This is a genomic window from Kitasatospora sp. NPDC051853 (genome assembly GCF_044452665.1).
In the GTDB taxonomy this organism is placed as follows: Bacteria; Actinomycetota; Actinomycetes; order Streptomycetales; family Streptomycetaceae; genus Kitasatospora.
On the sequence record NZ_JBITBY010000001.1, the window covers coordinates 714,538 to 739,266 of the forward strand.

At 72.1% G+C, this 24,729-nt stretch carries 20 protein-coding genes; 11 read left to right on the forward strand and 9 right to left on the reverse strand.

What is annotated here, in order from left to right:
* Positions 1-31 precede the first annotated feature (31 nt).
* Positions 32-397, reverse strand: coding sequence for a trypco2 family protein (locus ACIA8O_RS03125; RefSeq protein WP_396291762.1), 366 nt, complete (start codon positions 395-397; stop codon positions 32-34).
* A gap of 189 nt (positions 398-586) precedes the next feature.
* Here ACIA8O_RS03125 and ACIA8O_RS03130 point away from each other — a divergent pair, with 189 nt between their 5' ends.
* The 3 genes from ACIA8O_RS03130 to ACIA8O_RS03140 all read left to right on the forward strand — a co-directional run bounded on the left by ACIA8O_RS03130 (position 587) and on the right by ACIA8O_RS03140 (position 4,796).
* Positions 587-1,561 carry a chitinase gene (locus tag ACIA8O_RS03130; RefSeq protein WP_396291763.1) on the forward strand — a complete coding sequence of 325 codons (975 nt, stop codon included), beginning with the start codon at positions 587-589 and terminating at the stop codon, positions 1,559-1,561.
* A 10-nt stretch (positions 1,562-1,571) separates the two neighbouring features.
* Positions 1,572-3,227, forward strand: coding sequence for a glycosyl hydrolase family 8 (locus tag ACIA8O_RS03135; RefSeq protein WP_396291764.1), 1,656 nt, complete (start codon positions 1,572-1,574; stop codon positions 3,225-3,227).
* Positions 3,228-3,317: 90 nt separating this feature from the next.
* On the forward strand, positions 3,318-4,796 hold the full coding sequence (locus ACIA8O_RS03140; protein WP_396291765.1) for a cellulose binding domain-containing protein: 1,479 nt from the start codon (positions 3,318-3,320) through the stop codon (positions 4,794-4,796).
* A 16-nt stretch (positions 4,797-4,812) separates the two neighbouring features.
* Here ACIA8O_RS03140 and ACIA8O_RS03145 read toward each other — a convergent pair whose 3' ends face one another.
* The 3 genes from ACIA8O_RS03145 to ACIA8O_RS03155 form a co-directional block, all read right to left on the reverse strand.
* Positions 4,813-5,319, reverse strand: a complete 507-nt coding sequence (locus ACIA8O_RS03145) for a hypothetical protein (RefSeq protein WP_396291766.1) — start codon at positions 5,317-5,319, stop codon at positions 4,813-4,815.
* Positions 5,320-5,470: 151 nt separating this feature from the next.
* The gene (locus ACIA8O_RS03150) at positions 5,471-11,206 is read right to left on the reverse strand and encodes a DUF5979 domain-containing protein (protein WP_396291767.1); all 5,736 of its coding nucleotides are present in this window, start codon (positions 11,204-11,206) and stop codon (positions 5,471-5,473) included.
* A gap of 104 nt (positions 11,207-11,310) precedes the next feature.
* Positions 11,311-11,856, reverse strand: a complete 546-nt coding sequence (locus ACIA8O_RS03155) for a GNAT family N-acetyltransferase (protein ID WP_396291768.1) — start codon at positions 11,854-11,856, stop codon at positions 11,311-11,313.
* A 201-nt stretch (positions 11,857-12,057) separates the two neighbouring features.
* On the opposite strand from ACIA8O_RS03155, the gene ACIA8O_RS03160 reads away from it, so the two are divergent.
* Positions 12,058-12,381 carry a hypothetical protein gene (locus ACIA8O_RS03160; RefSeq protein ID WP_396291769.1) on the forward strand — a complete coding sequence of 108 codons (324 nt, stop codon included), beginning with the start codon at positions 12,058-12,060 and terminating at the stop codon, positions 12,379-12,381.
* 207 nt (positions 12,382-12,588) lie between these two features.
* Positions 12,589-13,167: a hypothetical protein gene (locus ACIA8O_RS03165; protein ID WP_396291770.1), complete on the forward strand. Its 579-nt coding sequence runs from the start codon at positions 12,589-12,591 to the stop codon at positions 13,165-13,167.
* Here ACIA8O_RS03165 and ACIA8O_RS03170 read toward each other — a convergent pair.
* Genes ACIA8O_RS03170 through ACIA8O_RS03180 form a run of 3 tightly spaced genes read right to left on the reverse strand, consistent with a single transcriptional unit; the run spans position 13,109 to position 13,848 of the window.
* The gene (locus ACIA8O_RS03170) at positions 13,109-13,369 is read right to left on the reverse strand and encodes a hypothetical protein (protein ID WP_396291771.1); all 261 of its coding nucleotides are present in this window, start codon (positions 13,367-13,369) and stop codon (positions 13,109-13,111) included. The two genes, ACIA8O_RS03165 and ACIA8O_RS03170, sit on opposite strands and share 59 nt — an antisense overlap.
* Complete coding sequence (locus tag ACIA8O_RS03175; protein WP_396291772.1) at positions 13,362-13,595, reverse strand: hypothetical protein; 234 nt, start codon at positions 13,593-13,595, stop codon at positions 13,362-13,364. Before ACIA8O_RS03175 ends, ACIA8O_RS03170 begins: the two co-directional genes overlap by 8 nt.
* A 28-nt stretch (positions 13,596-13,623) precedes the next feature.
* Positions 13,624-13,848 carry a hypothetical protein gene (locus tag ACIA8O_RS03180; protein WP_396291773.1) on the reverse strand — a complete coding sequence of 75 codons (225 nt, stop codon included), beginning with the start codon at positions 13,846-13,848 and terminating at the stop codon, positions 13,624-13,626.
* Between the two features lie 111 nt (positions 13,849-13,959).
* Between ACIA8O_RS03180 and ACIA8O_RS03185 the strand changes: the two genes are divergently transcribed.
* Together ACIA8O_RS03185 and ACIA8O_RS03190 are read left to right on the forward strand one after the other, a co-directional pair.
* On the forward strand, positions 13,960-14,679 hold the full coding sequence (locus ACIA8O_RS03185) for a GntR family transcriptional regulator (protein ID WP_396291774.1): 720 nt from the start codon (positions 13,960-13,962) through the stop codon (positions 14,677-14,679).
* A 220-nt stretch (positions 14,680-14,899) separates the two neighbouring features.
* Complete coding sequence (locus ACIA8O_RS03190; protein ID WP_396291775.1) at positions 14,900-16,765, forward strand: transglycosylase domain-containing protein; 1,866 nt, start codon at positions 14,900-14,902, stop codon at positions 16,763-16,765.
* Positions 16,766-16,931: 166 nt separating this feature from the next.
* Here the strand turns inward: ACIA8O_RS03190 and ACIA8O_RS03195 are convergent, their stop codons facing one another.
* Together ACIA8O_RS03195 and ACIA8O_RS03200 are read right to left on the reverse strand one after the other, a co-directional pair.
* Positions 16,932-18,200: a hypothetical protein gene (locus tag ACIA8O_RS03195; protein ID WP_396291776.1), complete on the reverse strand. Its 1,269-nt coding sequence runs from the start codon at positions 18,198-18,200 to the stop codon at positions 16,932-16,934.
* 121 nt (positions 18,201-18,321) lie between these two features.
* Positions 18,322-20,820 (reverse strand): DEAD/DEAH box helicase, encoded by a 2,499-nt coding sequence (locus ACIA8O_RS03200; RefSeq protein ID WP_396292109.1) that lies wholly within the window; start codon positions 20,818-20,820, stop codon positions 18,322-18,324.
* Positions 20,821-20,974: 154 nt separating this feature from the next.
* On the opposite strand from ACIA8O_RS03200, the gene ACIA8O_RS03205 reads away from it, so the two are divergent.
* From ACIA8O_RS03205 to lanA, 4 genes are all read left to right on the forward strand, one after another.
* Entirely contained in the window at positions 20,975-21,817 is an 843-nt protein-coding gene (locus ACIA8O_RS03205; protein WP_396291777.1) for a nitrilase-related carbon-nitrogen hydrolase, read from the forward strand.
* A gap of 11 nt (positions 21,818-21,828) precedes the next feature.
* Positions 21,829-23,226, forward strand: coding sequence for a dihydropyrimidinase (gene hydA, locus ACIA8O_RS03210; RefSeq protein ID WP_396291778.1), 1,398 nt, complete (start codon positions 21,829-21,831; stop codon positions 23,224-23,226).
* 12 nt (positions 23,227-23,238) lie between these two features.
* Positions 23,239-24,252 (forward strand): TIGR03842 family LLM class F420-dependent oxidoreductase, encoded by a 1,014-nt coding sequence (locus ACIA8O_RS03215; protein WP_396291779.1) that lies wholly within the window; start codon positions 23,239-23,241, stop codon positions 24,250-24,252.
* Positions 24,253-24,556: 304 nt separating this feature from the next.
* Positions 24,557-24,712, forward strand: coding sequence for an SCO0268 family class II lanthipeptide (lanA, locus tag ACIA8O_RS03220; protein ID WP_396291780.1), 156 nt, complete (start codon positions 24,557-24,559; stop codon positions 24,710-24,712).
* Positions 24,713-24,729 lie beyond the last annotated feature (17 nt).

The window sequence follows — 24,729 nt, forward strand, 5'->3', positions numbered from 1 at the left end:
TTCGGCAGGATGGGTGGGCAGGGGAGGGGTGCTACTCGATGCGGCCCGAGGTGTCGCCGGGGCCGAGCGGGCGGTCCTGGGAGGAACTCACGTGCACGGTCCGGCCGTCGGGACGCTTCGGGGTCAGCGTGAACGAGACCCGGTGCGTCCGGCCGCGGGAGAGACCGGCCTCGGTCTCCGCGCCGACCGCCCAGAGTTTGAAGCCGGCCTTGGCCTTGGCGTCCGCGCGCAGCTCGACCTCGAACTCCAGCTCCAGCGGGCCGACTTCGAACACCACCTGCGGGTCGTCCCCCGCCCTGGCGGCGGCCTCCAGCAGCTCGTCACGTACCGCAGCGACCGCGTCCGCCAGTGGAACGTCCATCCGGCCCACCCCTTCGAAGTTCTGACCGGTACTCATGCCGACACGGACACGGTAGGGGCAGGGAGCCCGCCCGCGCAGCTCTTCCGCCGGTCAGACTGATGGGAAACTTTCCTAACCAAGTTATTGACTGCACGTGGCCAGGTCGGGATGCTGAACTCCGCGTCGCCGGTGGCCACCTGTGTCCGCACGTTCTGCCTCCCCCTTCGATCAGAGAATCGAGTAGACGTGCAACGAATCAAGCGTGCCCTGGTGGCCGCCTCCCTCGCACTGACAGCCCCGTTGCTGGCTCCGACCGCCGCGACCGCCGCCGTGCCGGCCGGGATGGCGGCGGCTCCGTACGAGTACCTGGGCTGGGGCAGCCCGCAGAAGCCGACCGATGTCATGGCGGCCACCGGGGTGAAGTGGTTCACCCTGGCGTTCGTCCTCTCCGACGGCGGGTGCAACCCGAAGTGGGACGGGACCCGGGCGCTGAAGGGCGGTTCGGACGAGGCCGCGATCAAGTCGATCCGGGCGGCCGGCGGGGACGTGGTGGTCTCGGTCGGCGGGTGGAGCGGCAACAAGCTGGGTGAGAAGTGCTCCAGTGCGTCGGCGCTGGCCGGGGCGTACCAGAAGGTCATCGACGCCTACCGGTTGAAGGCCTTCGACATCGACATCGAGGACACCGAGTTCTCCAACGCGACGGTCCGTCAGCGGGTGGTCGACGCGCTGAAGATCGTCAAGACCAGGAATCCGGGACTGGTCACCTACATCACCATGGGCACCACGCCGAGTGGCCCGGACGCCACCGGGAAGGACCTGATCAGGCGGGGTGCGGCGGCCGGGCTGGCGAATGACGGCTGGATCGTCATGCCGTTCGACTTCGGCGGGCACAGCGGGACCATGGGCCAGGCCAGCGTCAGCGCGCTGGAGGGGTTGAAGGCGGCGGTGAAGAGCGCCTACGGGTACGGCGACGACGCCGCGTACCGGCACATCGGGGTCTCCTCGATGAACGGGATCACCGACGAGCCGGGGGAGACCGTCACCCTGGCCGACTTCAGGACCATCCTGGCCTACGCCCAGCAGCACCACCTGGCGCGCTTCGCCTTCTGGTCCGTCAACCGCGACCGCGCCTGCGGCTCGGGGACGGACGCCGACGCCTGCAGCGGGATCGCGCAGTCGCCGTACGCGTTCACCAAGATCGTCGTCCAGTACAAGGGTTGAGGAGAGACCGATGAGTGACGTCCGCAGAACGGTGAGAACGACGGCCCTCGCCCTGGCCGCGGCCGGCCTGGTGGCCGGGATCGTCGCGGTGCCCGGCACCGCGACGGCCGCCGCCACCCGCTACGAGGCGGAGAGCGCGGCGCTCTCCCAGGGCGTGGTGGAGGCCAACCACCTGAACTACTCCGGCACCGGGTTCGTCAACGGCGACAACGTGGTGGGCAGTTGGGTCGAGTTCACGGTGAACGCGGCCACCGCCGGGACGGCGAACCTGACGGTGCGCTACGCCAACGGCTCGGCCGCCGACCGCACCGCCGACCTCGCGGTGAACGGCACCGTGGTCCAGGCCGCCCGCTCCTTCCCGTCGACGGGGAACTGGGACACCTGGGCCGACTCCAAGGTCTCCGTGCAGCTCAAGGCCGGGGCCAACAAGGTGCGGCTCACCTCGACCACCGCCAACGGCCTGGCCAACCTGGACTACCTGGACGCCGACCAGCAGTCCACCCCGCCCACCGGCGGCCCGGCCGTTCCGTTCGGCAGCCACCAGTTCGCCTACGCGGCAGGCACGTTGAAGCCCAGCGGGGCCCAGGGCACCCTGGACCAGCAGGTGCTGGACAAGTACAACTCCTGGAAGTCCGCCTTCCTCAAGCAGAACTGCGGCAACGGCTGGTACCAGGTGATCTCGCCGGACGCCGACCACCCGTACGTGGCCGAGGGCCAGGGCTACGGCATGGTGATCACGGCGCTGATGGCCGGCGCCGACCCGAACGCCAAGGCCGCCTTCGACGGCCTGCTGAAGTTCGTGCTGGCGCACCCCTCGGTGAACAACAAGAACCTGCTGGCGGCCGAGCAGGACGTCAACTGCAAGTCCGTGAACGGCTCGGACTCCGCCACCGACGGGGACATGGACGTCGCCTACGGGCTGCTGCTCGCCGACCGGCAGTGGGGCAGCGCCGGGACGTACAACTACAAGGACCTGGCGGTCAAGCACATCAACGCCATCAAGGCGAGCGAGGTGAACCCCACCACCAAGCTGCTGCTGCTCGGCGACTGGTCGAGCTCGGGCGACCAGTACTACTACGTCTCGCGCTCCTCGGACTGGATGATCGACCACTTCCGGGCCTTCAAGAAGGCCACCGGGGACGCCGGTTGGGACGCCATCCGGACCGCGCACCAGAACCTGATCACCTCCCAGCAGACCAAGTACGCGGCCTCCACCGGCCTGCTGGCCGACTTCGTGGTGAACACCAACACCACCCCCAAGCCGGCCCCCGGCGAGGTGCTGGAGAGCCCCAACGACGGTGACTACGGCTGGAACGCCTGCCGCGACCCGTGGCGGATCGGGGCGGACGCCGTCACCAGCGGCGACGCGGCCTCGCTCGCCTCGGTGCGGAAGATGAACAGCTGGATCAAGTCCAAGACCGGCGGCAACGCCAACGCGATCGTCAGCGGCTACAAGCTGAGCGGCACCGCCTTCGACTCCGGCAACGACATGGCCTTCACCGCCCCGTTCGCGGTCGCGGCGATGACCGACCCGGGCTCGCAGGCCTGGCTGGACGCGCTCTGGGCCAAGATGGTCGCCACCCCGATCACGCCGTCCGTCTACTACGGCGGCAGCGTGCAGCTCCAGACGATGATCGTCGCTTCCGGCAACTACTGGACGCCGTGAGCGGAGCGCACCACCGGAAGGCCGGGGCGGCACCCACCGCCCCGGCCTTCCGGCCCTTTCCGACCTCCCCCACACCGGAGACCTCCCCCCATGCGCAGATCGCTCCTCCCCGCCCTGGCCACCGCGGCGCTCGTCGTCGGTGCCGGCCTCACCACCCTGCCCGCCGCGCACGCGGCGGCCCCGCGTCTGACCGCCGCCTTCGCCAAGACCTCGGTCTGGAACAGCGGTTACGGCGCGCAGTTCACCATCGCCAACTCCGGCGACGCCGCCGCCACCGGCTGGACGGTGGAGTTCGACCTCCCGGCCGGCACCACCGTCTCCAACAGCTGGAACTCCAGCCGGACCCAGAGCGGGCAGCACTACACCTTCGTGAACGCGGGCTTCAACGGAACGGTGGCCGTCGGCGCCACCCAGAGCTTCGGGTTCAACGTCGGCGGCGGCCTCGGCGAGCCGCTGAACTGCACCGTCAACGGACAGCCGTGCCAGGCGACTTCCACGCCGAGCCCGAGCCCGAGCCCGAGCCCGAGCCCGAGTCCGACCCCCACCCCCACGCCGAGCCCGACACCCAGCCCGACGCCCAGCCCCACGTCGACCGGCCCCGTGGTCGAGGTGGCCACCGCCGCCCAGCTGACGGCGGCGCTGGCCGCGGCCGCCCCCGGCCAGACCATCCGGCTCGCCCCCGGGGAGTACCACGGGGCCTTCCTCGCCCAGCGGCCCGGCACCGCCGCTGCGCCGATCACCCTCACCGGCCCGCGCAGCGCCGTGCTGGTCAACGACGGCCCGTCCGGGGAGGCGCCGTCCTGCCCGGTGCCGACGGCCAGCTGGGACCCGGGGTACGGGCTCTGGCTGTACGGGGCGCCGTACTGGAACCTCAACGGGTTCACCGTGAAGGACGCCAAGAAGGGCGTGGTGCTGGACGCCTCGCCGCACGTGACGGTCGACGGCCTGTACGTGCACCACACCGAGGACGAGGGCGTGCACTTCCGCCGCTCCTCCGCCGACGGCGTGCTGCGCAACTCGGTGGTGGAGTACACCGGTCTGGTGCAGCCGGGCTACGGGGAGGGGGTCTACCTCGGATCGGCCGGGTCCAACTGGGGCTGCCACGGCAACACCGACGGGGTGGACCGCTCCGACCGGGTGCTGGTGGAGAACAACCGGATCGGCCCCTACGTGGCGGCCGAGGCGATCGACGTCAAGGAGGGCACCTCGGGCGGGGTGATCCGGGGCAACACCTTCGACGGACGGGGCGTCAGCGGGCAGAACTCCGCCGACTCCTGGCTGGACGTCAAGGGCTTCGACTACCTGATCGAGGGGAACACCGGCACCTTCGCCGCCCCCGGCACCTTCGCCAACGGGTACGAGACCCACAACCCGGCCACCACTCCGGCCTTCCCGAACGGCTGCGGCAACACCTGGAAGGGCAACCGCTCCGACCTCGGCGGGGCCGGGGCCTACGCGATCAAGGTGACCTCGGTCTCGGCCTGCACCGCCCGGCCGAACCGGGTGTACGCCTCCAACACCGTCACCAACGCGCTCTCCGGGCTCACCAACGTCCCCGTGACGCCCTGACGGGACGCGGGCGGGGTCAGAGGTCCACGTCCAGGTAGGTGGGCCGGGGGCGGACCAGTGACCAGACCGAGGGGCTGAGGTCGCGCTCGTCACGGATGTGACCGTGCATCGTGCCGAGGTCCTTCTCGGTCTCCGGGCCGAGCTCCACCCGGTAGGCGCCCAGGGCGAGGTCGGGGAACTCGGCCCGGACCAGGCCGTGGCCGAGCAGGCCGGTCTCGAACGCGAAGTCGCTGACCCCGATCCAGCCCGGCACCCCGGCCGCCCGCAGCCGCAGCGAGCCGGTGACGGTGGCCTCCGGGTCCCCGTGGTACTCCCACGGGGACCAGTACTGGGCCACCACGTGCCAGGTGGCGACCAGGCCGGGGCGGCCGTTGTCGAAGACGGCGCGGGCCACCACCAGCCGGTGCCGCAGACGGGACCAGCCGCTCCGGCCCTCGTCGGTGAACTGGTCGGCCTCTAGGGCGGAGTCGATCCGGACGACGCTGGGGGCAGCGTGGTGACCGGTGCCTGGTGGGACGGACACGGGGGCCTGCTTCGGGTGGGGTGCGGGGGCGGGGTGCGGGGCGGGGTTCGTGCAAGTTCCGTGCAGGCTAACAGGGTTCGCACACGCCCACGGCGGGTTCGCTTGTGGCGAACCGATGGTGACGGTCCGTCACCTGTCCGTCATCGGCCCCTCACCACCGACGGGCGGCGTACCGGGCGGCCAGGCCGAGCAGCAGCAGGGCGAGCGATCCGGCGGCCAGCGGGCCGGGGGAGCTGCCGGTGACGGGCGGCTCGACCGTGTCGAAGCGGTTGGTGACCCGGAGTTCGGCCGGATCGGTGCCCAGCAGCAGGGCCCGTTCGGGGGAGTCGTGCTCGACGGTGACCTGCTCCGCGCCCGAGAGCCCCGGCTCGCCGAGCCAGCAGCGGGCACCGGCGGGCAGCGGATCGGCCAGGTCGTCCACGGGCCGCGCCGTCCCCGGGCGCAGCTGGTAGCGGCGGCGGTCCAGCAGGACCACCGGGGTGGAGCCGGGCGCGGTGGTGAGGGTGCAGCTGAGCTCGACGGTGAAGGCGCGGTCGCCCACGGCCGCGGCGCCGCTGCCGGTGACCAGCTTGAGCAGGGCGAGCGCCGCGGGGCGGTACTCGTTGGCGGCGGTCAGGGTGAGGTCGGGAGCCTCGGCGGTGACCACGGCGGCGTGCGGCTCGTCGGGGTGGGAGAGCGTCACCGTGCTCGCGCCGGACTCCGCTTCACCGGCCCAGCAGCGGGTGCCGGTGAGCAGCAGCTCGGGCAGGGTGACGGGCTGCCCCGCCCGGACGGTGACGGTGCGGTCGAGCACGTCCCGGCCGTCCCGGCGGCAGATCACGTGCAGCCGGAACTCCGCGTCCCGCAGGTAGCCGGCCCCGGCCAGCGGCCCGGTCAGCTCCTTGCCGAGGGTCAGGCGCCCGGCGTGGAAGGTGTTGGTGAGCTCGGCGGTGGCCAGGTCGGTGAGGCCCTCCTTGACCTCCACCCGGCGGACCGGCTCGGCCGGGACGTCGGCGCCGCCGTTCGCGGTCTCGGTGACGGTGCAGACCGCGCCGACCGGCAGGCCGTCCAGACGCCCCGTCAGGTGGTCGGGCCCGGTCAGCTCCAGCTCCCGGGTGAGCACGGCGGCCCGCCCGTTGAAGTCACAGTCCACCTCGAAGCGGAACGGTCCGGCCGCCAGCGGGGCGCCCGTACCGGCCAGCTTCTTGGTGATCCGGAGCGAGCCGACCGCGAACTCGTTGGTGATGATCACGGTCGCGGTCCCGCCGGCCGTGACCAGGGTGGCGGGGACGGGGGCGGGGGAGGAGACGACGACCTGCGGCGAGTTCACCATCTGGTACCCGACCCGGGTGGCGCCGCCGTCGTCGGTCTCGTCGACCACGCACCGGCTGCCGTCCGGCAGGTCGGTGACGGCCTGTGAGCTGCCGCCGGTGAGCACCAGCTGCTGCGGGAAGCCCGGCAGCCGGGTGCCGTTGAAGGAGCAGTCCACGGTGACCTTGAACGGACCCTGGCCGACGGCCTCGGCGGCCGGCCCGGTGACCCGCTTGGCGATCACCAGGTCCTTGCGCGGGTACCGGTTGGCGATCTCCTGCTGCTGCCAGACGGTGGCGTCGGCCGCCCGCTCGACGGCCACCACGACCGCGTTGGCCTCGCCCTGGTGGTCCGTCCTCGCCCCGGCCGACTCGGTCTCCCAGAACCGGCAGACCGCACCCACCGGCACGCCGCCCAGTTCGAAGGGCTGGTCCGGGCCGAACTCGGTCTCGCCCGACCGCACTTCGACGTTCTCCCCGCCCGCTGTGGTGAGCAGGCAGGAGTAGGCCAGCCGGAACGGCCCGACCGGCACGCCGGCCGGCGGGTCGACCACGTCCTTGAGGATCCGCACGTTGCCGAAGACCAGGCCGATGCCCGCCTTCGGGGGCTCGGTCACCGGCAGCCGGGTGGTGGTGCCGCCGACCCGGACGGTCTCGGTGTGCGCGAAGGAGTTCCAGGCCACCGAGGCGTAGCCGGGCACGGTCAGGTCGGCCGGGGCGCGGAACGGCAGGGTGAAGGTGACGGCGCTGCCGGGTGCCATGCCGGACGGGAACTCCACCTCGGTCTCGAAGGCGGTGGCGTGCGTGGTGTCACCTCCCCAGGTGGCGGCCGCGCAGGCGCGCCCGGGGGTCTCGACCTTGCGGCCGCAGGGGTTCCCGGTGCCGGTGTAGGAGATGGCGGCGGTGCCCGCGCCGTCGTACCGGACCGGACCGGTGAGGGCGGGGACGGTGTCCCACTGGGTGCCGCGCTGTTCGCCGCCGAGCAGCACCCCGGTGTCCTTGGGCGCCGGGAAGACGTCCAGGAGCTGGAGCGAACGGGCCGGTTCGGTGCCGGTGTTCTCGATCCGGACCAGGAAGGAGAAGTCCTGGCCGGGCCGGGTCAGCGCGGTGCACGGGTAGCGGGTGTAGACGGTGCCGTTGACGGTCGTCTCCGGACAGCGCGGGTCGCCGGCCGGGACGGGCTTGCCGGTGTTGGCGTCCTGGTAGCCCAGCGAGCGGTCACCGGTGACCCACTTGGCGGCGTCGAAGGAGACGCCGGAGCGGGAGGTGACCCGGGCCGAGGAGGTGCAGAAGGTGCCGGTGCCGTACCGGGGGTCGTCGGTGACGGTGCCGAGCCGGGGCGAGGAGGGGTCGCAGTTGACCTTGGAGACGGTCTCCGAGCCGGCGCCGAACACGTTGGTGATGGTGGTGCCGGCCGCGACGCCGCCGTTGAGCTTCACCTGGTAGCCGAGCACCACCTCGCTGCCGGGGTAGAAGGTCCAGCCGGGGAAGCGCCAGCGCAGCTCGGTGATCCGGCCGTCCGCGTCCCGCCCGGGCTCGAACAGGACCTCGGCCGGCCGGGTCGCGCCGTCGGGCACCGTCACCTTCACGGTGTACGGGCGGCCCTGGTCGCCCTGGAAGGAGTCGTCGAACCGCAGCCCGCTCGGGACCTCGTCCACCACCACCAGGTCGGGCACCGGCGCGGTGCCGGTGTTCCCGACGTGCAGGTTGAACGGGGCGACCGAGCCGGGGCTGAGCACGGTGGTGGCCGGCTCCTTCTCCACCCGGAGCAGGTTGCTGCCCTCGCGCACGCTGAGCGAGGCGGTGGAGTCCGGCACCGGGAAGGTGCCGCCGTCGGGCTGCAGCCGGCTCTCGCCCGCCGCGGACGCGGTGTCCTCCAGCAGGTCCGGGACCGGGGTGCCCGGGGCGGAGCGCAGGCCCGTGCGCGGACGGACCGTCAGGCAGACGCTGCTGCCCGGGCAGTCCTGGTAGTTGGGCGCGGAGGTGGCGGGCAGGATGCCGTACCCGCCGGTGGAGCTGCTGAAGGTGACCCGGACGCCCTGGATGTCCGCCGGGTCCACCCCGGCCGGGAAGCCGGGCTTGGTGGAGGAGGTCGGCGTGCCGGTGACGAAGACCGGCGGGTTGCTGCGGCAGCCGGTGGTGCAGACGTCCACCTGCACCCGGTCGGCGCCGTTGGGGAAGGTGATCCCGGCCAGGGCGGTCACCGTCACGGCGTCGAAGAAGTCCGGGTCGGTGTCGGTGACGACCAGTCGCCTCAGGCCCAGGTTCCCGGTGTTGACGGTGGTGAGCCGCAGGGTCACGTCCTGCGGGGCGACACCGGTGACGGGGCGCAGCACGGTGCTGGGGGCGAGTGTCTTCTGCAGCGAGGCGGCGGCCTTGGCGGGCTTCACGTCGACGGCGGGGGAGCAGCTCGGGTTGCCGTCGGCCCTGCCGTCGATCGTCACGGCGGCACAGTTGTCGATCCGCCCCGAGGTGACGCCCGGCCGCAGCCGGACGGTGACGGTGGCCCGCATGAACCCCTTGGGCGGGATGCCGTCCGGCTCGGTGATCCGCACGCCCTTGGCGCGGGCCAGCAGCGCGCTGTCCGGCGGGACGTAGGCCACCCAGGAGTTGACGGTCGGGTCCCAGAGCTCGACGCCGATGTGCAGGGTGCGCGGGCTGCCGTCGGTGGAGACGCCGACGATCTCCAGCTGGTCGAAGGGGTTGTTCGGCGCCAGCGGGTCGGCCGGGTCGGTGACCTGGACCTCGGGCTGGGTGACGTTGCCCGAGTTGGTGTAGCCGAGGCTGAAGGTGAGGTCCTGGCCGGGCGGGACCTCCGTCCAGGAGGAGGACTTGAAGCCGTTGCCGTCGGGGTTGCGCTCCTGCACCTTGAGGGCGGCGCAGTCGGTGACGGCGGCCGAGCCGGAGCCGTTGGCCGGGTTGGCGGCCGAGGCGTCGGCGCAGTCCTGCACGCCGTCCCTGGTGTCCTCGGCGGTCACCTTGGAGTTGAGGGTGCCGTTGACCGACAGCTTGCCGGTCGCGCCGGGCTGGATGGTGCCCCGGCCGCCCTGCTCGCCCTTGTAGGTGACGGAGATCCGCCGGGGCGGGGCCCCGGCCGGGCAGCCGGTGGAGGCGCGCACCTGGGAGACGGGTGGATTGGTGAGGGTGACCGGTGCCGGGGTGGAGCCGTCCCGGCAGGTGACGGTCAGGGTCGCGGTGGTGGCGCCGGCCGGGAAGTCGACCTTCAGCTTGGCGGCGTCGAACTTGTCGAACTCGCTGCCGGCGGTGGCGGAGTCCGAGGGCTCGGTGACGGTGAGCTCGGAGACCGCGAAGGGCGAGGTGTTCTTGGCGTTCAACTGGGCGGTGACGCCGGAGTCCTCGCCGCGGACGGCGGTGCCGTTCTGGGTGAAGTCACCGCGGTTGTCCGGGAAGAAGCGCTTGTCCAGGTCGACGGTGGCGATGTTGGGCAGGATGTCGTGGTCCGCGCAGGCGGGCAGGCCGATCACGGTGAACCTGCTGCCCGCGTCCTTCACCGCGGAGTCGGCGCAGTTGCGCACGGTCTTGCGGGCGGCCGGGCTGATCTGGGCGCCGCCGGTGCGTTCGGTGCGGCGCAGCTTCACCTGCATCGGCACGGTGGCGCCGGTGGCGTCGTAGGGGAGGGTGGCGCCGGTCGAGTTGGTGAACTCGTAGCGCACGCCCGTCACCTGACCGGCCGTCACTCCGGCGGGCAGGGTGAGGTCCGGGCCGGGGACGGCGGTGCCGCGCACCCACTCGTTCTCCGCGCAGCGGCTGCCGGGCGGCTTGGTGCACACCAGCACGGTGACCCGGTCCGCCCCGGCCGGCATCCGGCTCACCGGGCCGACCGAGACCAGGTCGAAGTTCTCGTACAGTTCGGCGGTGTCGTCCTGGACGTCGAGGCGGCTGATCCCGTCGGGGGTGGCCGAGGTGTTGGCCGCGCCCAGGGTGACGGTCGAGACGCCGTCGCCCTGCGCCACGTCCGAGGTGGGCTGCCACTTCTTGGTGGCCTTGGCGTCCAGCATCTTCGGGACGGTGACGGTCTGGGTGACGCTGCCGACCACCTCGGTGGCGTTGTCTGCCCTGGCGACGGCGGTGTTGGTCACCGTGTCGCCGTCCTCCAGCGGCCCGGTGGCGGGGACCTTCATCCCGATCGACACGTCCGCGGTGGTCCCGGCCGGCAGGCCGACCGAACCGGCCGGGTTGGGCGGGGAGGCGAGCGGGCTCCTGAAGTCGATCCGCAGCCTGCGCGTCGCGGGGTCGTACGTCACCTGCTGGGTCGGGGTGGAGGGCGGCAGCGAGGTCAGGTCGAACTCGGGCGGGAGCACGTCCTCCAGGTGCGCGTTGACGCAGGAGACGGAGAGGGAGGAGCAGGAGAGCGTCAGCTTGTAGGAGAACGCCGACCCGGGGACCAGCGGGTCAGGTGCCCCCTCGACCGCCTTGGCCAGCGTCATCACCGGCCCGGCGGCGTGGGCCGGCGGCGCCCCGACGAGCGCGGCCGCCAGGCCGAGCGCCACCGCCGAGGCCACCGGCCCGCGCAGCTTCCGTCCGGCCCGGCGCCCGAAGTCCAACCCGACCATGCGCATCCCGTCGTCCGACGTCATCCGGCCTGAATGATCGTCAGATTAAGGAGCGGGCCCCTGCGCCGTTCAGGGCGACGCGCCCGGGGTACCCCGGATGGCGCAGGTCGGCCCGGGTGCCGCGGGTGCTACGGGTGCTGCGGGCGGTCGAGGCGGTAGACGTAGTGCAGGCGGTCGTCGGCGGGATTGTCGGGCTCCAGGTCCGCCTCGACGTAGCGGTGGAAGCCGGCCTTCTCCAGGGCCCGCCAGGAGGCGCGGTTGGCGGCGTGGACCGGGACGACGAGGGCGGTCGCGGCCGGGTGGTCGGTCCAGGTCGCGGCGGCGACGGCGCGCAGCACGCGGGTACCGAGGCCCCGGCCGGTCAGGTCGGGGTCGCCGATGAGGTAGTCGAGGGTCATGCTGCAGGCCGGGACCTCGGCCTGGGCCGCCAACTCGCCCATGTACTGCGGATAGTCGGCGATCCAGCAGCGCTGCACCAGGGCGACGGGCCGGCCGTCGAGGGCCACCAGGAGGTCCTCCGACGGCTCCTCGCCCCGGGCGGCCGGCCCGAAGTCCCGCTCGACCGCCTCGGGCGAGGTCTCGTGGTTCCACCAGCGGGCGACGTGCGGCCGGGCCAGCCACTCGGCGAGCAGCGGGAAGTCGGCGGTGGTCAGCCTGCGCCAGGTGATGGTCATGCGGAGCCTCACGGTGTCGGAGCCGGGTCGGTTCCCCGCCTTTGTCCCAGACCGACGGCCGGTGTGTCACCGGGATTTCGGCGGCCGGTGTCGTGGGACCGGCTCGCACCGGAGTGCGCGCGCCCTCTGGCCGGACCCGGCCGGGTGGCCGACCCTTTTCGTGACGGGGGCATCGGGGCGGACGGGGGAACGGCAGTGTTCATGGACAAGCGCACGGCGGCGCGGGTGGTCCTCACCTTGTACGGGGCGTGGCTGATCGGGGCGGTGCCGCTCGCCGTGGTGGTCACCGTCTTCGTTCCCGGCCCGGCGTTCCTCCTGGCTCCGGTGGCCCTGGTGGCGGGAGTCCTGATGGTGGCCCGGCTGTCGATCCGCCTGGAAACGCCGGTGGGGCGGTGGGTGCACCGGCGCCGTCGCGAGCGGGGCAAGGCCCTCCCGGTCGACAAGGACCTGCTGATCCTGCTGCTCACCATCGCGGTGAGCTGGTCGGTGGCCGGTGCGGCGGCGGCCGTCCTGACCCTGACGTGAGGCGGCGTCAGGAACGCGGGTACTCGACCCGCCGGGCCGTCCGTCGGGACTCCACGGGGATTTCGCGTTCCGGGGAAACCGGTCCCCCGGTGCGGATGCCCCTGTGGGGGGAGGGCGGCGTCCTCCCCCGGGGGCTGGTCCGCGCGGTGGGCGGACCGGGAGGCTGGGGCGGTCGTACGGGGGCTGGAGGCGGAAGGGCTGCCGCTGATGGACGGGACGCTGGACCGCTTCCTGCCACGGTGCCACCGCCGGGCGGTGCACCGCATCACCGTGGCGGCGCCGCCGGAGCAGGTCTGGGCCGCCCTGTGCGCCGTCACCCTGGCCGAACTTCCCCTCCCGCGCGCCCTGTTGAGGCTGCGGATGCTACCCGGGCGGCTGTGCGGGGCGGGGCCGGGGCCGGTGGAGGACGGCGTGCCGCCGGCCGAGCTGTTCCGCCGCGCCGGCCGCTGGGTGACCCTGCTGGAGGAACCGGGCCGGGCGCTGGTGCTCGGCCGGGCCGCGCGGTTCTGGCGCCCGGTGCCGGAGGGCTCGCCGCCGCTCCGGGACGCGGCGGGGTTCCTGGCGTTCGAGGCGCCGGGGTACGCCAAGGCGGTGATCCCGCACGACGTGCTGCCGCACGGCGACGGCTCCCTGCTGGTGACCGAGACCCGGGTGTGCGGCACGGACTCCCGCTCCGCGCGGCTGTTAGCCGCGTACTGGTGCCTGATCCGCCCGGGGGTCGGCCTGATCAGGCGCAGCGCCCTCGCGGCGGTCGCCCGCCGGTGCGGCGGCCCGCGCCGCCGCTGACGGCCACCTGCTCGGTGGGGGCGGGAATCCGGGCTGCCCAGAGCTGGACGCGTTGCGGAGAGGTGAAGGGCTCCGGGGTGCCGGTCAGGCAGCCGGTGCCGGGGCGGCGGAGCCAGTCGGAGCGCAGGGTGTCCCAGGCGCCCCAGAGTTGGGGGGCGTCGCCCTCGCGGGGGAGGGGGCGGGGTTCGTAGCGTTCAGGCATCGGGGGTCATCCGCCAGGGGAGGGAGGTGACGTGCTGGAAGGTGCGGTGCTCGGGGTGGGTGGTGAGGTGGGCGAAAGCCGCGCCGCGGGCGTCCTCGAAGTGGGTGGACGGCAGGGTGTTCCACCCGCACGGGGCGCCCTCCTCGTTCTCGCTGGCGCACTGGAAGAGGTGCAGCGACGGCAGCGCGTCGGGCTCCGGGTCGGGAGCGAAGGTCCAGCTGGGCAAGGGAGTTCGGTCCTCTCGGGTGGGGTGCTCAGTCGTCCGTGACCTCGGCCCAGACGGACGGCAGGCCGCCGTCGCCGGGGTCGGTGGTGCCGTACCCGGTGACGTGGTCGCCGCCGAGGACGGCCAGCAGGCCGGGCCACCGTTCGGGCGGGACGTCGGGGAGCGGGAGGGAGAGGCGGACGCGGGTGCCGTGGCGGGTGACCTCGGCCGGCAGGCCGGTGGCCTCCTTGATCGCCGCCTGGACCTCGGACACGCGTGCGCCGTGCACTCGCCCCCCTCTATGCGTAGGGCTTCACTATATGCATAGAGTAAGGGTGGGCGGATACTCTGTCACCAACCTGCGGCAACTGGGAGGACGCGCCCGATGAGTGACGAGCCATCGCCGTACCTCCACGTGGCGGAGCGCATCCGCGAACGCATCGTCACGGGCGAGTTCGGCTCGGGTGACAGGCTCCCGTCCCTCACGCAGCTGGCGGCCGACTACGGCTACAGCATCAGCGTCGGCCAGAAGGCGTACGGCCTGCTGGAGCAGGAGGGGCTCGTGGTCGCGCGGCACGGGCGCGGGTACTTCGTCGGCTCGCAGGACGCACCCGCGCTGCTGACCCGCCGTCAGGGCGAGGGCGTCACCGGGTCCTGGCGCTCGGAGTCGGCCACCGCCCGGGCCACCGAGCCCGTCGCGGCCCGCCTGGAGATCGAGGCCGGTGACCCGGTCATGCACACCAAGTACGTCCACCTGCTCGACGGCGCCCCCTCCGCCCTGATGGAGAGCTGGGAGCCGATGGCCGTCACCGGCGGCACGCTGATCGTGCTCCCCGAGGCCGGCCCCTACGGCGGCATCGGCGTCGTCGAACGGATGGCCGCCATCGGCATCGAGGTCGGCCCGCCGGTCGAGCGCGTCACCGCCCGCACCCTCACCCGCGCCGAGGCCCAGACCCTCGCCACCACCCCGGGCGGCCCGGTGCTGGCCATCGAACGCACCCACCACGACGACGCCACCGGCCGCCCGGTCGAGACCGCCGACCTCGTCCTCCCGGCCGACCGCTGGGCCGCCGAGTACGGCGAGCGGCCGCCCCGCCGCGGCTGAGGCCGCCCGCGCGGTCGCGCGCCGGGTTCGATCCCGCCCCTACCGGAGTGTGACCGCGATCACGCTCCGGATCGCAAAACCGTTCGGCCTCCCGTCGCGTGTGTTGCTGATGAGAACTGTGCGACCACTGACGATGCGGGGGAAGACTGTGCGGATCCGACCGGACTACCCACGGCGGGGGCGGCGCGGGGTGCGCCGCTGGTTACCGTCCTGGCGGCAGGTGATCGGAACGACGGTGCTGGGGACGGCCCTGGTGGGCGGGGCGGTGTGCTGGCGGTACGCGGTGACCGAGATACCGAAGGACCTCAACTCCTTCGCCACCCAGCAGAACAACGTCTACTTCTGGGCGGACGGCACCGAGATGGCCCGGACGGGGCTGGTGAACCGTCAGGAGGTGCCGTTGGAGAGCGTTCCGGAGTCGGTGCGGTGGGCGGTGCTCTCGGCGGAGAACGCGTCGTTCTACTCGGATCCGGGGATCTCGGTGAAGGGGATCGGCCGGGCGGTGCTGACCCTGGTGACGGGCGGGGACACCCAGGGCGGGTCGACCGTCACCCAGCAGTACGTGAAGAACATCTACCTCAACCAGGAGAAGAGCCTGGACCGGAAGGTCGACGAGGCCTTCATCGCGGTGAAGCTCGACCGCAGGCTGAGCAAGGACGAGATCCTGGCCGGCTACCTGAACACCAGCTGGTTCGGGCGGGGCAGCTACGGGATCGAGCGGGCCGCGCTGGCCTACTACGGCAAGCACGCCTCCGAGCTCGGGCCCAGCGAAGGCGCCTTCCTGGCCGCGGTGTTGAAGGGGGCGGGGCTCTACGACCCGGTGCTGGGCCCGGAGAACCGCAAGCGGGCGGTCGACCGCTGGTCCTGGACGCTGGACCGGATGGTGGAGACGGGGCACCTGTCGAAGGAGGAGCGGGCGAGGTACACCGAGTTCCCCGAGCCGGTGGAGCGTCAGCCGCAGACCGGGCTCAGCGGGCAGACCGGCTACCTGGTCGAGTTGGCGCGCTCCTACCTGGAGGCCAACGGCGGGCCGTCGGCGGCCCAGCTCGACCTCGGGGGCTACCAGATCCACACCACCTTCGAGCGGGAGCGGACGGCGGCCCTGGCCCGGGCGGTGGAGGAGCAGGGCAGGAGGCTGGACCCCGCGCACCGCCCCGCCGACGTCAACGTCCGGGTGGGTGCCGCCAGTGTGGCCAACGACGGCCGGATCCTGGCGCTGTACGGCGGGCCGGACTACCTCAAGCAGGGGTTCAACAACGCCAACACCTCGAACGTGCCCGCCGGTTCGGCGTTCGGCCCGATCGTCTACGCCTCCGGCCTCGACCACGGCGTGCAGCGCAAGCGCGGCGAGGCCCGGACGCCCGTCACCCCCGGCACGCCGTACGACGGCAACGACGGCATCAACGTGATGACGCCCGAGGGGCCGTACTGGGGCCGCAACGGCAAGATCGTGACGGCCGTCAACGACGGGCGGCGCTCCTACGGCACCATCGGCCTGCGCGCCGCCGTCGAACAGTCCGTCAACGGCCCGATGGCCCAACTCGGCCTGGACGTGGGCCTGGACCTGGTCCGCCGCACGGCGCTGGACCTCGGGATCCTGCCCGCCACCCTCGGCGAGTCGGTGCCCGCCTTCGCGCTCGGCAACTCCCGCCCCAGCGCGATCCGGACCGCCGGCGCCTACACCGCCTTCGCCGAGGGGGGCGTGCGGACGGACCCGTACTCGGTCACCGCCGTCACCCGGGGCGGGGAGCCGGTGAAGCTCCGACTGCCCGCCGCCGCACGGGTGTTGAAGCCCGAGGTGGCGCGCCAGGTGGACGAGGCGCTGAAGGGCGCGGTCCGGGAGGGCACGGCGGGCGCGGCGCGGACCGCCGGTCCGCAGGTGGCGGCGAAGACCGGCACCACCCAGGACCGGACGGCGGGCTGGTTCGTCGGGTACGCCGGCGGGGTGTCCACCGCCGTCACGGTGTTCCGGATGGACGCGAAGAGCATGCAGCTGTCCAGCCTGGAGGGGCTGGCCGGAGCGGGGCCGGACACCCCGGACTGGAGCCACCCGGCGGCGGTCTGGGCGAGCTATACGAACTCGTGAGGGAGGGTGGTCACCCCAGGGGCGCGGGGAACTGCGCGAGGCGGAAGGACGAGATCCATGTGCCGGGTACGGACGCTCACTTGCACGTGGATCCCCGTACCCGGCAGACGGGCCGGCTCCTTCCGCCTCGCGCAGTTCCCCGCGCCCCCGGGGTGAGACCACCTGCCTACTTGACGAAGGTGGCCCAGTCCGGGGACTGTGCCGGGTCCAGCTGGCGCAGCCGCTCCAGCACCTTCGGGTCCTGGGCGTCCAGCCAGTCGGCCAGCTGGCGGAAGGAGACGCACCGCACGCCCTCGCGGCGGCAGACCGACTTCACCACGTCCTCGACGGCCTGCATGTAGATGCCGCCGTTCCAGGTCTCGAAGTGGTTGCCGATGAACAGTGGTGCCCGGCTGCCGTTGTAGACCCGTTCGAAGCCGTTGAGGTAGCCGTCGCGGGTCTCCTTCAGCCAGGTGGGGTACTTGCGCGGGTCGCCCTCGGTGGAGTCACCGGACTGGTTGGCCAGGAAGTTGAAGTCCATCGAGAGCACCTGGGTGTTGCGCCCCGGGTAGGGCAGCATCTGCAGCGGGAAGTTCCAGATGCCCTCCTTCTTCAACGGCCAGACCTGGAACTCCCCGGTGGAGCTCGCGTCGTAGCGCCAGCCGTAGTTCTTGGCGGCGGTGAGCAGGTTCTTCTGCCCCTCCAGGCAGGGGGCCCGGCCGCCGGCCAGGTCCTTGCGGAAGTCGAAGGGCAGCGGCGGGAGGGAGGTCAGGCCGGTGTTGGTCTTCCACTTCTCCACGAAGGAGTAGGCCTGGTCGATCTCCGAGCGCCACTCCTCGACGCTCCACTGGCCGCCGCCCTTGGCCTCGCAGAAGTGGCCGTTGAAGTGGGTGCCGATCTCGTTGCCCTCCCGCCAGGCCTCGCCCAGCTCGTGCAGGGTCTCCTTGATGTGGCCGTCGGTGGGGAAGGAGATCGCCGAGTCGCCGGGGTCGTGCTGCGGCGGGTGGTAGAGGGTGCGTTTGCTCTTGGGCACCAGGTAGATGCTGGTGAGGAAGAAGGTCATGTCCGCGTTGTTCTCCCGGGCCACCCGGCGGAAGCGGGAGAACAGGTGGTCGTCGTTCTCCAGCGCCCCGTCCCAGGAGAACACCACGAACTGCGGCGGTTTCTGACCGGGCGCCAGCTTCTCCACCGGCGGCTGGCCGGGCTGCGGCCCGGTGGAGGAGGTCGAGCCGTCCCCGATCACCCGGACCTGCCCGTCCCAGGAGGGGGAGGGGCTGGGCGAGGGGGAGGGTGGTGGGGACGGCGGCGGGGTGGTGGTGGCGGAGGCGGTGGCGCCCACCGTCGTGACGGCCGGTCCGCCGCCGCCGGCCGTCCCCACCGCCAGCACCACCGTCACCGCGGCCGCAACCGCCCCCGCCGAGAGCTGAACTCGCCCGGCCCGCCTGATCCCTGCCATCGACACCGCCCCTGGATGATCTCGCTCGTGAACTGACGATCATCCAGATGGACGCTTCGGGCGTGTGCGATGGTTACGTTCGGGCAGCGAACTGCCCGAACGGGCAGCCGCCGGTGCCCCGTCAGCCGTCCAGGCGGTCGACGGCGGTGACCCGCAGGACGGCGCGGCCCTCCTCGTCGGAGCCGTAGAGGTCGACCTCGGCGCTGATGCCCCAGTCGTGGTCCCCGGCCGGGTCGTCGAAGATCTGCCGCACCCGCCAGGAGCCCTCCTCCGGGTCCTCCTCGATGAGCAGCATCTTGGGGCCGCGGGCGTCCGGACCGGTGCCCAGGTCGTCGTGCTCGTCCCAGTACGGGTCCATGGCGTCCGCCCAGCGGTCCGCGTCCCAGCCGTACTCGTTGTCCAACTCGCCCAGCTCGTCCCAGCGTTCGAGCGCGCAGAGCTCCACCCGGCGGAACATCTCGTTGCGCACCAGCACCCGGAAGGCGCGGGCGTTGGCGGTGACCGGCGCGGGCTTGTCGTCGAGGCGGACCTCGGGGGCGGCCGGGTCGGTCGGGTTGGCCAGCTGCTCCCACTCGTCCAGCAGGCTGGAGTCGACCTGGCGGACCAGCTCGCCCAGCCAGGCGATGACGTCCTTGAGGTCGTCGGTCTTGAGGTCGTCGGGGACGGTCTGCTCCAGTGCCTTGTAGGCCCCGGCCAGGTAGCGCAGCACGATGCCCTCGGTCCGGGCCAGCTCGTAGAAGCCGACGTAGTCCGAGAAGGTCATCGCCCGCTCGTAGAGGTCGCGGACCACCGACTTGGGGGCCAGCGGGTGGTCGCCGATCCACGGGTGGGCCCGGCGGTAGACCTCGTAGGCGTGGGTGAGCAGCTCCTCCTGCGGCTTCGGGTAGGTGATCTCCTGGAGCCGCTCCATCCGCTCCTCGTACTCGATGCCGTCCCGCTTCATCTCGCCGATCGCCTCGCCGCGCGCCTTGTTCTGCTGGGCGGCGAGGATCTGGCGCGGGTCGTCCAGGGTGGCCTCGACCACCGAGACCACGTCCATGGCGTAGGAGGGGGACTCCTGGTCGAGCAGCTCGAAGGCGGCCAGCGCGAAGGTGGAGAGCGGCTGGTTGAGCGCGAAGTTCTCCTGGAGGTCCACGGTGAGGCGGACGATCCGGCCCTCGGCGTCCGGCTCGGGCAGCCGCTCGACCACGCCGCCCGCCAGCAGCGAGCGGTAGATGGCGATGGCGCTGCGGATGTGGCGGCGCTGGGCCGACTTGTCCTCGTGGTTGTCCGTCAGCAGCTTGCGCATGGCGTCGAAGGCGTTGCCGGGGCGGCCGATGACGGAGAGCAGCATCGCGTGGCTGACCTTGAAGCGGGAGACCAGCGGCTCCGGGTCGGCCGCGATCAGCTTCTCGAAGGTCTCCTCGGACCAGGAGACGAAGCCCTCCGGGGCCTTCTTCCGGACCACCTTGCGCTTCTTCTTCGGGTCGTCGCCGGCCTTGGCGACGGCCTTCTCGTTCTCGATCACGTGCTCGGGGGCCTGCGCCACCACCTGGCCGACGGTGTCGTACCCGGCCCGGCCGGCCCGGCCGGCGATCTGGTGGAACTCCCGGGCCCGCAGCATCCGCACGCGCTGGCCGTCGTACTTGGACAGGGCGGTGAACAGCACCGTGCGGATCGGCACGTTGACGCCGACGCCCAGGGTGTCGGTGCCGCAGATCACCTTCAGCAGACCGGCCTGGGCCAGCCGCTCGACCAGGCGGCGGTACTTGGGCAGCATGCCCGCGTGGTGCACGCCGATGCCGTGCCGGACGTAGCGGGAGAGGTTGCGGCCGAACTTGGTGGTGAAGCGGAAACCGCCGATCAGGTCGGCGATGGCGTCCTTCTCCGCCTTGGTGCACATGTTGATGCTCATCAGCGACTGGGCGCGCTCGACGGCTTCCTTCTGGGTGAAGTGCACCACGTAGACCGGCGCCTGACCGGTCTTCAGCAGGTCCTCGAGGGTGTCGTGCATGTTGGTCCGCTGGTACTCGTAGAACAGCGGCACCGGGCGGGTGGAGGAGCGCACCACGGTGGTCGGGCGGCCGGTGCGCCGGGTCAGGTCCTCCTCGAAGCGGCGCATGTCGCCGAGGGTGGCGGAGATCAGCAGGAACTGCGCCTGCGGCAGCTCCAGGATCGGGATCTGCCAGGCCCAGCCGCGGTCCGGCTCGGCGTAGAAGTGGAACTCGTCCATCACGACCTGGCCGATGTCGGCCCGCTCGCCGTCGCGCAGCGCGATGTTGGCCAGCACCTCGGCGGTGCAGCAGATGATCGGCGCGGTCGGGTTGACGCTGGCGTCGCCCGTCATCATGCCGACCTGCTCGGTGCCGAAGATCTTCACCAGGTCGAAGAACTTCTCCGAGACCAGCGCCTTGATCGGCGCGGTGTAGAAGGTCCGCTTGCCCTCGGCCAGCGCGGCGAAGTGCGCACCGGCCGCCACCAGGCTCTTCCCCGAGCCGGTGGGGGTGGCGAGGATGACGTTGTTCCCCGAGACCAGCTCGATCAGCGCCTCCTCCTGGGCGGGGTAGAGCGTGATGCCGCGGTCCTGCGCCCATTCGGCGAAGGTCTCGTACAGCGCGTCGGGGGTGGCGGGCTTCGGCATCAGGTCCAGGAGGGTCACCGGGACATCTTGCCTGGTCGAGATCGTCTTGGGCAAAGGGGATCAGGTGGGGGAATCACGGCGCGGTCGGGCGCGTAATCCCCGGGTACGGGTGGAAGAACTCCTAGCCTCAGCTCTCTACAGCGAGGAGCGGACGATGAGTCGAGTGGTACGCGCTGCCCTGTTCCAGACCTCCTGGGCGGGTGACCAGGAGGCGATGCTGGCGGTCCACGAGCAGGCGGCGCGCGACGCCGCCGCGCAGGGAGCGCAGGTCATCGGGTTCCAGGAGGTCTTCAACTCCCCCTACTTCTGCCAGGTGCAGGAGCCGGAGCACTACCGCTGGGCGGAGCCGGTGCCGGACGGTCCGACGGTGCGTCGGATGCAGGCGCTGGCCAAGGAGCTCGGCCTGGTGATCGTGGTGCCGGTGTACGAGGTGGAGCAGGCGGGCTTCTACTACAACACCGCCGCGGTGATCGACGCCGACGGGTCGTACCTCGGCAAGTACCGCAAGCACCACATCCCGCAGGTGAAGGGGTTCTGGGAGAAGTACTACTTCAAGCCCGGGAACCTCGGCTGGCCGGTCTTCGACACCGCGGTCGGCAAGGTCGGCGTGTACATCTGCTACGACCGGCACTTCCCGGAGGGCTGGCGGGCGCTGGGCCTGGCCGGGGCCGAGATCGTCTACAACCCCTCGGCCACCAGCCGGGGCCTGTCCGCGTACCTGTGGCAGCTGGAGCAGCCGGCCGCCGCGGTGGCCAACGAGTACTTCGTGGCGGCGATCAACCGGGTCGGCACCGAGGAGTACGGCGACAACGACTTCTACGGCACCTCCTACTTCGTGGACCCGCGCGGGCAGTTCGTGGGTGACGTGGCGTCCGACAAGGACGAGGAGCTGGTGGTGCGCGACCTGGACATGGGCCTGGTCGAGCAGGTGCGCCAGCAGTGGGCGTTCTACCGCGACCGCCGCCCGGACGCCTACGGCCCCCTGACGGAAGCCTGAGGGGGCGTCGGATGAGCAGGACGGTCATCCGCGGCGGTCTGGTGATCACCGCCGCCGAGGAGATGCACGCGGACGTCCTGGTGGAGGGCGAGGAGGTGGTGGCGCTGGCCGCCACCGGCAGCGACGCCGCCGGGGCCTGGACGGCCGACCGGGTGATCGACGCCACCGGGATGTACGTCATCCCGGGCGGGGTGGACGCCCACACCCACATGCAGCTGCCGTTCGGCGGCACCGAGGCCAGCGACACCTTCGAGACCGGCACCCGGGCCGCCGCCTTCGGCGGCACCACCACCATCGTGGACTTCGCGGTGCAGTCGGTCGGCTCCTCGCTGCGGGCCGGGCTGGACGCCTGGCACGACAAGGCGGCCGGGGTCTGCGCGATCGACTACTCCTTCCACATGATCCTCGGCGACGTGAACGAGTCCAGCCTCAAGGAGATGGACCTGCTGGTGGATGAGGGCGTCACCTCGTTCAAGCTGTTCATGGCCTACCCCGGCGTCTTCTACAGCGACGACGGGCAGATCCTGCGGGCCATGCAGCGCGGCGCGGCCAACGGCGGGCTGGTCATGATGCACGCCGAGAACGGCATCGCCATCGACGTGCTGGTCGCCCAGGCGCTGGCGGCCGGCAAGACCGACCCGCGCTACCACGGCGAGGTGCGGCGCGAGCTGCTGGAGGCCGAGGCCACCCACCGGGCGATCAAGCTGGCCCAGGTGGCCGGCGCCCCGCTCTACGTCGTCCACGTCTCGGCCGCCTCGGCGGTGGCCGAGCTGGCCAGGGCGCGGGACGAGGGGCTGCCGGTCTTCGGCGAGACCTGCCCGCAGTACCTCTACCTGTCGACGGACAACCTGGCCGAGCCCGGCTTCGAGGGCGCCAAGTACGTCTGCTCCACGCCGCTGCGGCCCAGGGAGCACCAGGCCGCGCTCTGGCGCGGGCTGCGCACCAACGACCTCCAGGTGGTCTCCACCGACCACTGCCCGTTCTGCTTCGTCGGGCAGAAGGAGCTCGGGCGCGGGGACTTCTCCAAGATCCCGAACGGGCTGCCGGGCGTGGAGAACCGGATGGACCTGCTGCACCAGGCGGTGCTGGACGGCCACCTGACCCGGCGTCGGTGGATCGAGATCGCCTGCGCCACCCCCGCCCGGATGTTCGGCCTCTACCCGCGCAAGGGCACCGTCGCCCCCGGGGCCGACGCCGACCTGGTGGTCTACGACCCGGCCGCGGAGCAGACGCTCTCCGCCGCCACCCACCACATGAACGTGGACTACTCGGCCTACGAGGGCCGCCGGCTCACCGGCCGGGCCCGCACCGTGCTCTCCCGGGGCACGGTGGTGGTGGACGAGGGTGCCTACCTGGGGCGGCCCGGCCACGGCCGCTACCAGCCGCGCTCGACCTGTCAGTACCTCTAGAGGAGCGTGACCTTGGACATCGGACTCGTCCTGCAGACCGACCCGCCCGCCCAGCTGCTGGTGGAGCGGATGAAGCGTGCCGAGGCGGCGGGGTTCACCCACGGCTGGACCTTCGACTCGGCGGTGCTCTGGCAGGAGCCGTTCGTCATCTACAGCCGGATCCTGGCCGAGACCTCCCGCCTGACGGTCGGCCCGATGGTGACCAACCCGGGCACCCGGACCTGGGAGGTGACGGCCTCGCTGTTCGCCACCCTCAACTCGATGTACGGCAACCGCACCGTCTGTGGCATCGGGCGCGGCGACTCCGCGATGCGGGTGGCCGGCCGCAGGCCCGCCACCCTGGACCGGCTGTCGTCCGCGATGCACGCCATCAAGGAGCTGGCCGAGGGCCGGGAGGCCGAGGTGGACGGCAGCCCGCTGCGGATCCCCTGGGTCGAGGAGGGCGCCTCGCTGCCGGTCTGGATGGGCGCGTACGGCCCCAGGGCGCTGGAGCTGGCGGGGCGTCAGGCGGACGGTTTCATCCTCCAGCTGGCCGACCCGTTCCTGACCGAGTGGATGATCAAGGCGGTGCGCTCGGCCGCCGAGAAGGCCGGCCGGGACCCGGCGGGCGTGACGGTCTGCGTGGCGGCGCCCGCGTACGTCACCGAGGACGACTCGCCGCAGGCGCTGGCGCACGCCCGCGAGCAGTGCCGCTGGTTCGGCGGCATGGTCGGCAACCACGTGGCCGACCTGGTCGAGCGCTACGGCGAGCACTCGGGGCTGGTCCCCGACGAGCTCACCGACTACATCCGCGACCGCAAGGGCTACGACTACTCCCACCACGGCCGCGCGGACAACCCCGACACCGCCTTCGTGCCCGACGCCATCGTGGACCGCTTCTGCCTGATCGGCCCGCCGCAGGCGCACCTGGCCAAGCTCCGGCAGCTGCGCGAGCTGGGCGTCGACCAGTTCGCGGTCTACGCGATGCACGACGCGATCGAGGGCACCATCGACGCCTACGGCCGCGAGGTGATCCCCGCACTCTAGGGCCCGTCCGGGGACGACCGGATCCGGCCAACGGTGGCGTGCGGCGCAGGAAGTGGACGGTGGTGCGTTTACGGCCTGATGGCGGATCGTCACCCCGTCCGCCGTACCGGGGGAGCGGCGGGCGGGACGGGTGGGGCTGACGGGTCTCCGGTGCTGGTGCGGGGCCGGTGGTGAAGGTGTGTCAGCTTGGCCGGTACGGGACTCCCTGTGGAGAAAGCGCGCGGTGAATGGTGTGACTGCGGGGACGAACTACCGAACGTTTCGTCGACCGCCCGCAACCCCCACACACCCCTTGGGAGGGATCATGCGCGACGAGATCATGTTCCAGGACGACGCGGCCGACCTGGACCTGGACCTGCGGATCTCCGAGGTCTCGGAGCAGACCCAGCAGTTCGGCCAGGGCACCTACACCTCGCCCAGCAGCTACGCGATCGGCACCCGCTGCCCGGTCTGTTGCTGAAGGTGAACTAGCGGACG

Bases quoted from the DNA above. Each gene is read 5' to 3' on its own strand.
- ACIA8O_RS03125 (WP_396291762.1), bottom strand. From the start codon at position 397: ATGAGTACCGGTCAGAACTTCGAAGGGGTGGGCCGGATGGACGTTCCA.
- ACIA8O_RS03135 (WP_396291764.1), top strand. From the start codon at position 1,572: ATGAGTGACGTCCGCAGAACGGTGAGAACGACGGCCCTCGCCCTGGCC.
- ACIA8O_RS03140 (WP_396291765.1), top strand. From the start codon at position 3,318: ATGCGCAGATCGCTCCTCCCCGCCCTGGCCACCGCGGCGCTCGTCGTC.
- ACIA8O_RS03150 (WP_396291767.1), bottom strand. From the start codon at position 11,206: ATGACGTCGGACGACGGGATGCGCATGGTCGGGTTGGACTTCGGGCGC.
- ACIA8O_RS03155 (WP_396291768.1), bottom strand. From the start codon at position 11,856: ATGACCATCACCTGGCGCAGGCTGACCACCGCCGACTTCCCGCTGCTC.
- ACIA8O_RS03160 (WP_396291769.1), top strand. From the start codon at position 12,058: ATGGACAAGCGCACGGCGGCGCGGGTGGTCCTCACCTTGTACGGGGCG.
- ACIA8O_RS03165 (WP_396291770.1), top strand. From the start codon at position 12,589: ATGGACGGGACGCTGGACCGCTTCCTGCCACGGTGCCACCGCCGGGCG.
- ACIA8O_RS03170 (WP_396291771.1), bottom strand. From the start codon at position 13,369: ATGCCTGAACGCTACGAACCCCGCCCCCTCCCCCGCGAGGGCGACGCC.
- ACIA8O_RS03185 (WP_396291774.1), top strand. From the start codon at position 13,960: ATGAGTGACGAGCCATCGCCGTACCTCCACGTGGCGGAGCGCATCCGC.
- ACIA8O_RS03195 (WP_396291776.1), bottom strand. From the start codon at position 18,200: ATGGCAGGGATCAGGCGGGCCGGGCGAGTTCAGCTCTCGGCGGGGGCG.
- ACIA8O_RS03200 (WP_396292109.1), bottom strand. From the start codon at position 20,820: ATGCCGAAGCCCGCCACCCCCGACGCGCTGTACGAGACCTTCGCCGAA.
- ACIA8O_RS03205 (WP_396291777.1), top strand. From the start codon at position 20,975: ATGAGTCGAGTGGTACGCGCTGCCCTGTTCCAGACCTCCTGGGCGGGT.
- hydA (WP_396291778.1), top strand. From the start codon at position 21,829: ATGAGCAGGACGGTCATCCGCGGCGGTCTGGTGATCACCGCCGCCGAG.
- lanA (WP_396291780.1), top strand. From the start codon at position 24,557: ATGCGCGACGAGATCATGTTCCAGGACGACGCGGCCGACCTGGACCTG.